The organism is Legionella nigrisilvae, from assembly GCF_977063395.2.
Window position 1 is genome coordinate 1 of sequence record NZ_CDRUGZ020000045.1, and the last position, 12,484, is coordinate 12,484.

Below are 12,484 nucleotides of genomic sequence, written 5' to 3' on the forward strand. Positions count from 1 at the left end.
CAATAGTAAAAACATAGGAGAACAACATGTTACCAGTATTATCAAAAGATAAATTATTCAAATTAGCGCCATCCATATTCACACAAGCCAGCTCTTATAAAACGAGTACCAAGTACTCGCCCATTTCAACCGAGCAAATCATTGATAAATTAATGTCAGAAGGTTTTTTCCCCACTTGGGCAACCCAGACCAAAAGCCAGAACCAAGAAGCGAAAGTATTTGCAAAACACATGCTCCGTTTTCAACGCCATGATGTCCTGCAAAATAATCAGGGGCTTTATCCCGAATTGGTTCTTATTAACTCTCATGATGGTTTGTCTTCTTATCGCTTAATGGCGGGTCTTTTTCGGGTTGTGTGCAGTAATGGAATGATCGCTGGACAAGCGTATAACGAAATTAGAATTAAACATCAGGGGGATGTTCTTGGGAATGTCATTGAAGGCACCTACAAAGTGATTGAGACAGCAAATAACATGCTTGATGTATCCGATGATATGGCTTCCATTCACTTGAATGACGATGAAAAAATGATTTTTGCAGAAGCTGCTCACTCACTAAAATTCTCTGATACAGAGGGGGGTATTATCGTTAATCCTAAGAGTTTATTGCAACCAAGGCGTTATGTAGATCAAAAAGATAATGATTTGTTTACCGTGTTTAATGTCCTGCAAGAAAACTTAATTAAAGGTGGGATCCGTGGCCATCGTTTAAATAAATACGGTTACACCACTCGAACCAAAACCAGAGAAGTAAAAGCCATTGATCAAAATGTGAAATTAAATCGTGCGTTATGGACTCTTACTGAAAAAATGATGGAAATAAAAAGATAAGCAGGCATTGATGAGCAAAGGAGTATTCCTTTGTTCATCATTCTACGGATGACAAGCAAATCAATCAATTTTAAAGGACAATTATGAAATTAAGATTATATCATGGACGCAATACCCCAGAACAAGAAATGGATGATTGGGGATTTGAAGGCGCAACCCTTAATGATGTTGATGTGATTATATGGACTTATGGAGTACCAAGGATCTTTTTTGTTACTGAGAGCGCATTGAAGGAGGCCATGGATTTAACGGGGTGGGATGAATTAGGGAATGGTTTAGAAATGTGCGTTTATGAGGATTTAATCAAAACCAAAGAGGGATACTTTGGAGATTGGGAATTACTTTGAATTGCAAGAGGTGTTTTTTGCTAGTCTTTATGCCTCATCTTGTTAGTTTTATACCTTGAATATGCTTTGATAATTAATAGAATGTTGATTGATAAGATCACCAAATAATAAAAAATTTGGTGATCTAAAATAAGAACATCCAATTTGTTAATGATTACAGTTAAAGAGCTCTTTATGTAAGAAAAAATAGCTTTACTATTTATCAGAAAAACAATGAATAAAAGAAACGCCAACTTCCGTTTAATTAAAGAAAAACATAAGACTATAGAATGTGCTTTTATTTGAAGAGATCGAATATTCATTTTTAGGATAATACCCTACCTGACACAAGTGCGACTGCTTCTAAAGGTATGATTTTCGACTCATCATCAGCACACTTTATCTCGCTAATTTTTGCGACTATTTTCCCTGATTTATAATCAGTTTTTAAAATGGAATCAGAGATTGCGGTGCACGAAATGGGGTTGATATTTATTTTAAACTGTAATTGATTAGGACTATCAGAATCATGAAAGGGAGCGATGACAAATGCACTAAAAATTTTGCCCATAGGTATGGATTTTGATTCCTTAATCTCCGGTGTTGAAAATTTAAATTTTTTGATGACTACAACTTCCCCCATCTTGCTTGATGGCACATAAATTTTTTTTGATTCTGAGGTAATTTCTTTTTTATGTTCAGACAGTAATTTGAGATATTCATTCTTATTAATAAAAGCGACAGGGATGAGCCAATCCATAATAGCAATTACTGCCTTATCCAGAAAAGTTGGCTCAACACCTCGATTTTTCGCGGCAAGTTCGGATAACTCTTTTATAGTAATATAGGTTTGTTTTTCTTTCTGCTCTAGTTTTGATTGGACTGAATAAGAGTGAAAAACAAATATGCTAATAATAGCTATGGGTACTATGTATTTACACGTTTTTTTAATACTGTTTTTCACTTGAATATCCTTTTTTAAATTGATTATGCTAAAGTTAATTTTTTCTCTTTTCTGTATTGCTTCCATTCTTTGTCTTTAGAGAAAATCATCGTAGATGATTCTTCAAAAAAATGGCTAATGTTATCAATACCAGCCCATAAGCAGTATTCTTTTATTTCTGAGTAAATATCTTTACTGATTTCGATCTTAATTTTTTCAGTTTCAGGTGCTTTTCTTGCGCTGATTAAAGCCATAATAAATCCTCAATTTAATATAAAAATTAGTGTCTTTTAATAACGATTGTTAAATGGATCATAATTGCTGCTATTGTACGTTGAATAATGATGATAATCATTATTCCAATAATTGTCTCTATCGGATGCACTGGAACCAAAAGAATTTCCCATGCTGTCTAAAGCTCCAATCATTGGTAATCCTGTAGCAGGATTAATTTCTGTATTATTTGATTTGGAGCAAGAACGAAAAGAATTCTGTTTAGCATACTTTGCTTTTTCATTTTCAGTCCATTCGCTATATGGTCGAAAATGAATGATTTTAGCAATTTTTTTCAGAATTTTTTTTAATATGCCCATGATATAAATATCCCTGTTCAGTGACACGATTATAGATAAGAGAATCCGTGAATCACAAGTACGCAATTATTATGCGCTTCCCAAAATATTAATTTAAATAAACTATACTAAAATGGCCAGTGAAACACACACAAAAAAAGCAAAACCAAATAAAAAAGAACACACCCCTCGCAATGTTTATTGCTTAAAACATTTTATTATTATTCAGTAGCTTACGTGCGGATTGGCATTTTAAGATCTGCTAACACCCCTATTTTATATAGGTGTGCATCCACTCTTTAATAATAATCAATAAGTTATAAAATATCAACACCTAATCCACACCTATTGAATGAGTAAAAAATATCTATTGAACGAATATACACACCTATTCGACACCCATTATTAAATGATACAATTATTCTAAACCAGGTAAAAACAATGCACAGAACCTGCATTATAAATTTAAAAGAGGATTGTATGCCCAAGGCTTATTGTTATCTAAATCAAAGAATCATTGATCAGCTCGAAACAATTAAAAAAGATGAAGGACATGATTCATCATCCCAAACCATGAAAGAAATGATCGAATTAGGAATTAAGGTATACCTACACAATAAAGATAATCCAGTAATCAGCGAAGATGAAAAAAGACGCTTAGAAAAAGAGGAGGAATTGAATCGTCAACACACGACTCATCTTTTAAGATTACTGGGAATAAGTGCTGATATTTTTCGCTGTGTTTATGATAAAAATAAACTTTCAGGTGAATCAAATAATGCCGAAGAACATATCGCAGAACTTAAGAAGAAAGTAGATAATTTCATTGAAGGATATATCAATAATTAAGTTAGTATTAATGGTATTTACCAGTTAAATTTAAAAATAATATGGCTTATTTTAAGCTTCAAATTTTACTCTGAATAAGTCATTAATTGTTTCATCTGGAAATATGTTGTCAATCCAATTAAAGCAAATGCCACTAATGAAATAGCCAAACTACCATAATAAAATAGTTCATTCCCTTTAGGAAAATGAACTATTCGATCAATGTATATGATAAACATAAAATACAAGAACCAGATTAAAAATAAACATAAAGTCAATCCATTTTTTACATTAAAATAATAGCAATGAATACGACTTAATATTGCTAAAACCATAAAAATTGGAAACGATATAAAGTAAAAAATCATTTGCATTCCAGATGGCTCATAAGCAACCTGAAGCAGGTTATTCACTTTGGTGGAGCACGCTATTGAAACATAGAGATAAATGAGGTAGACCGATGATCCATTTATCAATAAAAGAGAAATTACTCCAAACATTTTTTTCATATAAAATTCCTAGATGCACTGCGTTCAAGTAATTAATATATTTCCATTTCTCCTCGCTGCAGGGTTTTCAGTTTCTCAATTGGATTATTTTTATTTTCAGGAAGTTCGAGATTCATTTGTCGAGAAATGCTCTCAAGACACTTCTTAATTTGATCTTGATTCATATCTATTTTATTAGGGCAGCCAATAAATTTATCGACATTCGTTGCTTTATTTAATATATCTACCACTCCTTGAACCCCACTGCTTTTATTCACATCATTAAAGTCTTTTTGATGTAACGGAATGGCAATTTCTACAGTTTTTCCATGCTGTTTTAATCGTTCAATGGTTTGAATGATTACCTTATCTTCTTTAATTGATTTGCCATCATTATCCATACAAATGACTATTTTATCTGTAAGTAATGCCATATCGATATTTACAAAATTTTCTTTCCCAAGAGTCGCTATAACCCGTTCATTTTGAACTGCATCTCTAACGCTTAATCCGGTTTCCACCCCTTCTGTAATGTAGGTGACACTTTCATGTCCTTTACCCTCGCTTAAAACGACGCCAACGCCTGCTTTTGAGCCATAAGATTTCTTGGGTTTTATCTTCATTATTGCTTTATTTGCTGTTTCATTATCCAGGTATACCACTTCAACGCAGGCCACTTTATTGTCTTTGTCTCGTGCAATATTTAACAGTGCTGGCCTGTAGCGTACTTCCTCAGTATCTTTGGTATAGACATTAGGATGAAATCGAATATTTTCCCCAGATACATTATGTATCTTTCTAATTTCTTTTAAATACCTTTCTGCTATAGTGCCTGATATAGGTTTGGATTCTCGCACCAATTGCAAACCATAATCTGATGTTTTTCTTTTCTTATCAGTGTCTTTCACTTGAAAATTATTGGGGTTTTTGTTTGCTATTTTAATACGTTCCTTTAGGTCATCACCTGTTAATTTGGCGGCATATTCAAGGCTTTCTTTAAAATTTAGATTCAATGTTTTTTGGATCAAATGAAGCATGTTTCCTTTTTCTTGTGTTTCAAAGTTATGCCAAACTCCTCTTTTTTCTCCGCTTAAACAGAGGCTTAAGCTGCCGTGAGTACCATATCGATATTCTGTTTTGGAAGAAAGCGCTTGATTAGGCTGCCCTAGCAATGATTCTATTACCAGCTCTGCCTGCTCGGATAAGTGTTGTGACAGCATATTCGCATCATAACGAGGCTCCTGGTTCTTCATTATGGGCATTCTTTGCGCTGCTTTGAGTGATGTTGATGGTGCATTGGGTATTGGGGGCTTTGTTTGGACATTCAGATGGTTAAGTGATTCCAATGCAGAAGTTTTCTCAGGAGTAACGCGAAGTTGTTTTTGCAGCTTTTTATGATCGTCTGTATAAATCATTGCCTGCAAGGAGCCTCGCGTTACCATAATATAAAACGACCGCAGGTGATTTACTTGCGCATTTTTAGTCTCAGCAACCCCAATAACAAATGGGGATGAAGCTCCTTGAATTGAATAGCTGGTAGCCGTATAACTATAATCCCAATGGGAGTCGCTCATCAATTTTTTTTGCAGCACGTGTTCCACACCACTACTGTCTTTTACGGTAAATGACTCATTATTTACCGCCGTCACCTGTACCCTTTCATTAGCGAATCGACCTAGAGTCTTATCGGATTTTTTAAAATGAATTTTTTCACCAACTGAAACCCTTCCTGGCATCGATTGAAACAATTCAATTTTCCAGTCTTTATTTTCTTTTTCAGGAACAAAGAGGCATTTATTTCCTTTCGCATCGTTTAATACTACCACTTTCGCTGATTCATCTACTGAAACCACTTTGAAATAGTGCTCCGCTTTCTTTAAAAAATACTCCTCTTGCTTTTTTAAGCAATCCCGATATGTTTCGCAATAATAAAGCTCTGCAGTAGTGTAATTAGTGCTTAACAGTCTCGGAAATTCTTTGTTTTCGGAGCCTAAAGTAGATTCTTTCATAAGGGCATCTCTTATCAAACCATTTGCAACTTCCCGTTTTTTATTTTCATGAATGATAACAATCGTGTTATCACGGCATGATGGTGTACGAGATAAATAATCTCCTACAGCCATTTCGATGGGGTTCTTTTGCTTTAATTCTTCCTGGAATGGATCTATTGATTGCTGTTGTGTGTTTTCCAGTTGCAGGTAGTCTTTGGTCGAATCGCCTGTTTCAATAATTGAAGAGGTAATGCTATGGTAAGGACTATCCGCTTTAGTGCGGGTGATTGAGTCTAAGGGTTGATTGGCTAACTGAGCTAAGGCCTTGTCAATATCACCGGCGATTAATGTTTCGATTGCTTTTTTGTATTCGATAACTTGTTGTCTTACCAAATCATCCATACAGGCCACCCTGATGCTTCCCTCTTGAATTAATATCTTACTTGGCTTACCGCTTTCAATACTTTGATGTTGGCTAATATCGCCAAGCATTGCACAACGAGCGCCAGAATGATGAATTTTTTGCATGAGGTTTGCGCAATCTCGATTAGAGACCATGGATGATTCATCGATAAGAACAAGTGTTTTTTTGCTTAATGTCGATTCCTGTTCTTGTTCAATAAGGAAACTCTTTAATGTTTGGGCTTCAATTCCCAGAGCCCTCATTTCTTTTACAGCCTGGTGAGTGGGCGCAACCGCAATTAGTTCAACCTCTTCATGAGTCATTGATTGGGCATGCTTGATGGTATCAATAGCACTGCGAGTCATGGTTGTTTTTCCAGTTCCTGCATACCCCTGAATCATAATAAACTGATCGGATGTAGTCGTGATTAACTCACAAGCTTCTTTTTGGCCTTTGGTAAGATCTGTCAGTTCTAGTTGTTTTTGCGCTTCATCACTGCTCATCAATGGCTTAAGAATGTTAATACCCGCTTTAACATTCTTTATAATCGATTCTTCAAATGCCACCGCTTCTTTGGTGGTCAAAAACTCGTTCCCTCCAGATATTAAGTCGCCACTGTTTATGGCATTACCCAGGACGTTATCTATTTCATTAAGACCTGCTTTTCCAATAGCCTGATGAACGGCCACTTCAAGTAAATCTGATCGAGTAAAGGCTGCCTCTCGTTCTGAAAGGTGAGCAATTGCAAAGTGCAGCGCTTTTTCCGCATCACTTTTTTGGGGTTTTTTAGCGGTTAATAGGGTTAAGGCCTGCTCTAGTGAACTGAGTAGATCACTCGTGGTTCTATGGTCAATAATCTGTGCACCATGATTTGTTTTGGCGGCATCCAAAGTCAGCGATATCGCGGAGGATTTTGTCGCACTTTTCATGGCAAATCGATTTGCCTTGTCCACATTATCCGTAATAATCATTACGTTTTCTTTACTGGATTCGCATAAAAGCGACATGGTATTTTGTTTGAGCGCATAGGCTGGCAGTGTCATAATGGTTTGTTTCACGGGTTTAAGATCATCGGAATACATGGTTTTGGCATAGGCATGGCTCAATGGGAAATGCTTTTCGTTACTCGTGATAAGATGAATGCTTCTTTTCCCATCTCTTATTTTTATTCCATGTCGGGTAAATGCAGTAACCTCATATTGGTTTCCTATTTTTAATCCTTCAAAGGATAAACTGGCAGTGGCCACTAATTGATCCCCGATTCCTACCGATAAAGGTGTTTGTTCATAAATCTGCATGGAATCTGTAATATTTTTAGCAGCAAGTAGTGATCTTGCCCCATTGGAATTACGAACAATCAATTGATTGTCTTTTTCATTAATACCGAGTACCGTGAATTTTTTTGATTCCGTACGGGTGTTATGGATTAATATCCAATTGGACTGATAACTTTTAGCCAGTTTTTTTTCACTGAGGGTCAAGGGAATACGGGTTAATGTATTTATAGTCTTTTCATCTGATGAAATCTCTCCCTGCTCTTTTAACTGAGTACGGATTGCTTCATTGACTTCTTTAGCTTCGAGCTTTGAGACAGTAAAGACTTTTGTATTTTGCCTCTGGATTACTGGCAAGTTACAGTACATTTGCGCTGTTTTAAGAATACGTCCCTCAACGGTTTGGGCTTCTATAAGATTGATGCTGGTGGCCGGCACCTTTCTGTCATCAACCTCAAATGATTTTATACAGGCTTTATCAAGCAAGTCGGGAATATCGGATTTAAAGCCAGACAGAGATTGTGATTTTTCCAGAAAAATGACCTTGGCACATCGCTTATCGGCAATAGATAATAAAGTATTCATCTCGTCAGGAGCCAGGCGCTGTGCTTCATCCACAATCAGTACTTCGCGCTCCTTTTTACTATGAAAAAAGGGCAATTTATGTTCTGAACCATGACGATAATTAAAGCCTGCTACTGTTTCACACAAATCCTGTTTCCCAATAGATAAAATCCATTGCCACAGTGTAGGCGCTGATTTGGCCATATCCTTATTGATTGTATTGGCAGAAAAAGCAGAGGGACAAAGGATACGAATTATTTTGGAATCCTGTGAATAATCAATTAAAGTACTTAAAAGCTCACGCGAGGTAGCGCTTTGCTGCTTGATGCGTACAACTCCATCTTTATTAAATAAGGCTTGAGTTACTGCCTTTTGAATGGACTCATTATCGGTGAGTTTGCACACTTTATCCATATTTCGTTCGATGCCTTTTTTTTGGTGTGTGAAGTTCACGATTTTTTTTATGAGCTCTTGTTCTTTGTTAATGAGCTTACTCGTTGTAAAAGAGGAGTTTTCTGCATTAAGAGCAATCAGATTTTGTGCATCAATTTCTTGATCAATCCGTGACATCAGCGCTTCAAAGCCCTGTTCACCTAAGGAAAAATAGAGACTTGTCTGTAACACTTCCTGATAGGTAAATGTAAGTTTTTTCTCTTCTAAATGCGCAATTGCATCAAGAACACTTCTATCGAGTTCTTGATTATTGGACATGGCTTCTTTAGGCGTATGCGATTCTTTGGTTTTATCCTTTAAAGTGGCCAGATAGGTGGCAGGATTTACTCCCAGCGCTTCACTTTCTGCTTTCCATCGCATGCGTAATTCCTCTGGGGAAACCACTTCCTTTGACTTTCTTGAATCCAGAGTTGCTCTGTCATATGCTTTTAACGAATTTGAGTGCATCCCTTTAATGTGTTCTTCAACCTGGGTACGGCGTTTAGACATTCGTTCCAGCAATGTCTTATCAAAATGTTTGATTTCAAATAAACCATGGGCATCGCCTGTATGTTCTATTTCGAGCCCCATTTCTTTTAAACCAAGAGCAATTTCAGACCGGTACACAAGCCCTAAAAAGATTTGGTTGTCCATAATCCATTCCATAGTGCCGTGATTACGACTGATATCAGAGGCTAAAGCACGCCACTTGCCATCAAGACGTTCAGTAAAATTCATCAAAAGTGCATGCACATGGAGCTGAGGATCAAGCTCTCGGGAGGTGTCATGGAGGATGGTCGCAAAACACAGATTGCCAGTCTTTTCATACTCCATACCCTCTTTTCCTGATTTGCGTGCTTCGGCAGCTTCCTTCTCAATGAGTTTTAATACCGTTTTTACGGCATTTAAATGCAAATCAATAAACTCTTTATGGCCACAAACCAAACCAAGATAGGACACCGATTTAGGCGCGGAGAAGGTCAGATCATATCCGCCACGATGCTTGATTTCGCCGGATTGGGTTTTGAGGCCAATGACATCGCCGCTCGGTAATGCACCACGAACAACGGCCTCAAGGGATAGTACGTTAACCTCTCCAGAAAGGTTTTGTCGCTCAGCACTTAACCCCACCCATTCGGTGGTCAATTGATTTGAAAAGTAATAATTTTCCTTATCAAAATAATAACCTGGCATTTTAATCGGTTTAACTCGCAGACTTAACATAATTTATTCCTCTATCAAAAAATAGATTCAATCTCGTATTCACCTTGGAAACGCTTGGAATTAGTCGACTCTTGCGCATTAAAGCGACTGTCTGAGGACTCATTAACAACAGGCACATGTTTAATGCTGGTATTAGAAACAGGAAGAGACGGTATGGCACGAGGTAGAAAACCTGAAGCCTTCGCGCTTCTTTTTTGATAATGAAGCTCCAATTTTGTTATAGGATATTGACCTGGCAATCGCAGATAACAAGTAAGCGGATCAAGCCCCATAATTTCAGGATAAGTCACCAAGGGTCGTGTAATACGGTTTTTTCCTAAGGAAATCCCATCACGAATGGAGTTAGCTCCATAAGAATAATTTTCTCGGGTATCATCAATTTCCTCATCCCCAAGTTCCTTACTGACAAGTTGCGCCATTTCATGACTTGGACTTGCAAAAAAGGCTCGGGTATTCAGCAAGTCAAAAATTTCAGCCGCCCCACTACGCCCATATACCTTCTCCAATTGACTAAAGCTCTGCATTCCCAGCAGAAAACAGCCGCCAAATTTCCTGACTTCAGCAATGGTTTCACCCAATAAGGGTAATTTGTGCAGGCTTGGTAATTCATCACAAATAAACCAAATTCGCCTGTTCGCATCTTCTGGCAAGCTCAAAAGTGTCAGGGATGCCATGGCAATCCACATCGAAATCAATGGTTTTAAAGATTTATGCTGTTCCCCATTGCTTGATATAAAAAGCCAGCCCTCCAAATCTTTATTTAACAGATAATCACGAATGGAAAAGGAAGGCTTACCAGATTCATCAAGCCCACTTAACGACTGCATTGATTTAAGGTAGGTTGTGATGACGGAGCGAATGGAGATGGCTGTTTTTTCTATTTTATTACTGACCAAAGTCGCTGCAGCCGTGCCGTTGAGATAAGGTTCCAACTCACTAAACTCGCCCGTTACCAGTAACCCTAACAGCTTGGATAGGGAACGTTCCTTATCCTCACGCATTTGACTTGCAAGACAGGCAAACACGGTGCGTGCTGCATTAACCCAAAATGGATCGTTTTCTCCATGCATGGGGATGAGGCTTTCTGCCATGTTTTCCAGTAATTCATCTTTTGGGGCTTCCAGCCATAAATCCCAATTAGCACAGCGTGCATCAAAAGGATTAAGTAAAACATCATGATCTTCCTGAAAATAAGCCTGAGTAAACGTGCATCCCTTGTCATAGACAATGACTCGGTCGCCTCGTGCACGTAAACAATCCATCAATTTCATAATGAACTGACTTTTCCCCATCCCAACCGTGCCATGAACCAATAAATGCTGCACCTCTGCACCTTGCAACAGGGGAAATCCATCAAGATGTAAATCAGATGCTTTTCTTTGCTTTATGATCTGTTTTTTAAGTGTTTCTGATGGGACTAAACTAGCCCCTCGTATAAATTGGTTTTGTGTTTGTACCTTTCCTCGATAAATGAAATATCGGCTCACCAAAAGTGCCACAATCAACGATAGGGGAAAACTCCATAGAGTTGACTGTAACAGGAGTGTCAGTAAACGATCGGAGGTAGCAGAAAAATAGTGATTGTGGAGAAGCTGTTCGACAGTTTGTGATGCATACCCCCCTTTAACAGGGATAGAAAATACATGTGGCACCCCTGCCAGGTGATAAAAATGAGCCGCATGATAGGACACAGTCTGTCTTATCATTCCATGTGGCGCAAAGATACAGGTCATTACAATGCTTAACCCTGCCCAAATGAATAAGTAAACATGAAAGAGCGCTTTGTTAATCTGAAACCACATCCGCAGATTATGGAATGAGATCTGGCCGCCCCGTGTATAATGTTTGTAATTGGATTCATGGCGCATTATATCTTCCTCCAGCTTGTTTTGGGCAAAGCAGCGGCTTCCACTGCTTGTATTTGTGGTTAAAAATTATTCTTTTTGATGTGTTTTGTTTATTTTAAGGGTATTGCCGCACTGGCATTTTTGTCCTTATCAAAATAATTCTTTATGAGAGTAAACAGCACGCTGATGCCTATCCTATTGAGCTCCATTTCAACAAGGATGCTCGTTAAAATCCCGCTGATGAAAAACGCGCCAAAGGATATGAAGAAGGCAGCACTGGGAAACAAGAACAGTGAAGGAATCAAAACAATCCCCGCAAATATTCGATAGGCTATAGTTCCAGCCCTTCTTATTTGTTTTACAATCAATGAGCCTGTTCTTAGTTTGTGTTTCAATTGATAGTCAATCAAAATGTATTGATTTAATGTGCTGTAAATGAATAGAAAAACAAAAAGGCATAGTCCTAGAGCCATTAATGGCAGCCAGAAAAACATGTAGATGAGCTCGTGCGTTGAAATCTCCACCATCAATACGTTCCAATAAAAAGGGAGTGGAAGTAAAAATCCTAGAAGTATTGTTCCATATAGTTTAAAAAAAACATGCAAAAACAAACGCCTGTTCGCCTGGTAATACTCCTTGGCCGGCATAATATCCACGTCCAATGTTTTTAATGTTTCTATATCCAAGGCGATGGCCTCTTTTAATTCTTGTGAATTCATTTCTTCATTATTCATGGATAAGCTCCTTCTTTGGGGCTGATTT

General features: G+C 37.5%; 10 protein-coding genes. 3 read left to right on the forward strand and 7 right to left on the reverse strand.

Features of this window, described 5'->3' with window-relative positions; translation table 11 throughout:
• Positions 1 to 26: 26 nt before the first annotated feature.
• Complete coding sequence (locus ACWTE2_RS33750; protein WP_014845128.1) at positions 27 to 830, forward strand: DUF932 domain-containing protein; 804 nt, start codon at positions 27 to 29, stop codon at positions 828 to 830.
• A gap of 83 nt (positions 831 to 913) precedes the next feature.
• Positions 914 to 1,177 carry a hypothetical protein gene (locus ACWTE2_RS33755; RefSeq protein ID WP_014845129.1) on the forward strand — a complete coding sequence of 88 codons (264 nt, stop codon included), beginning with the start codon at positions 914 to 916 and terminating at the stop codon, positions 1,175 to 1,177.
• Positions 1,178 to 1,481: 304 nt separating this feature from the next.
• Here the strand turns inward: ACWTE2_RS33755 and ACWTE2_RS33760 are convergent, their stop codons facing one another.
• Genes ACWTE2_RS33760 through ACWTE2_RS33770 form a run of 3 tightly spaced genes read right to left on the reverse strand, consistent with a single transcriptional unit; the run spans position 1,482 to position 2,758 of the window.
• Positions 1,482 to 2,120 carry a hypothetical protein gene (locus ACWTE2_RS33760; protein WP_014845130.1) on the reverse strand — a complete coding sequence of 213 codons (639 nt, stop codon included), beginning with the start codon at positions 2,118 to 2,120 and terminating at the stop codon, positions 1,482 to 1,484.
• A gap of 23 nt (positions 2,121 to 2,143) precedes the next feature.
• Positions 2,144 to 2,353: a hypothetical protein gene (locus tag ACWTE2_RS33765; protein WP_014845131.1), complete on the reverse strand. Its 210-nt coding sequence runs from the start codon at positions 2,351 to 2,353 to the stop codon at positions 2,144 to 2,146.
• Positions 2,354 to 2,389: 36 nt separating this feature from the next.
• Positions 2,390 to 2,758 (reverse strand): hypothetical protein, encoded by a 369-nt coding sequence (locus tag ACWTE2_RS33770; RefSeq protein ID WP_255464430.1) that lies wholly within the window; start codon positions 2,756 to 2,758, stop codon positions 2,390 to 2,392.
• A 393-nt stretch (positions 2,759 to 3,151) separates the two neighbouring features.
• On the opposite strand from ACWTE2_RS33770, the gene ACWTE2_RS33775 reads away from it, so the two are divergent.
• Complete coding sequence (locus ACWTE2_RS33775) at positions 3,152 to 3,520, forward strand: hypothetical protein (protein WP_014845133.1); 369 nt, start codon at positions 3,152 to 3,154, stop codon at positions 3,518 to 3,520.
• Positions 3,521 to 3,585: 65 nt separating this feature from the next.
• Here ACWTE2_RS33775 and ACWTE2_RS33780 read toward each other — a convergent pair whose 3' ends face one another.
• From ACWTE2_RS33780 to ACWTE2_RS33795, 4 genes are all read right to left on the reverse strand, one after another.
• Positions 3,586 to 4,008 (reverse strand): hypothetical protein, encoded by a 423-nt coding sequence (locus ACWTE2_RS33780; protein WP_019350439.1) that lies wholly within the window; start codon positions 4,006 to 4,008, stop codon positions 3,586 to 3,588.
• A gap of 32 nt (positions 4,009 to 4,040) precedes the next feature.
• The gene (traI, locus tag ACWTE2_RS33785; protein ID WP_014845134.1) at positions 4,041 to 9,875 is read right to left on the reverse strand and encodes a conjugative transfer relaxase/helicase TraI; all 5,835 of its coding nucleotides are present in this window, start codon (positions 9,873 to 9,875) and stop codon (positions 4,041 to 4,043) included.
• Positions 9,876 to 9,889: 14 nt separating this feature from the next.
• Complete coding sequence (gene traD, locus ACWTE2_RS33790) at positions 9,890 to 11,743, reverse strand: type IV conjugative transfer system coupling protein TraD (protein ID WP_014845135.1); 1,854 nt, start codon at positions 11,741 to 11,743, stop codon at positions 9,890 to 9,892.
• An 89-nt stretch (positions 11,744 to 11,832) separates the two neighbouring features.
• Positions 11,833 to 12,456: a hypothetical protein gene (locus tag ACWTE2_RS33795; protein ID WP_014845136.1), complete on the reverse strand. Its 624-nt coding sequence runs from the start codon at positions 12,454 to 12,456 to the stop codon at positions 11,833 to 11,835.
• Positions 12,457 to 12,484 lie beyond the last annotated feature (28 nt).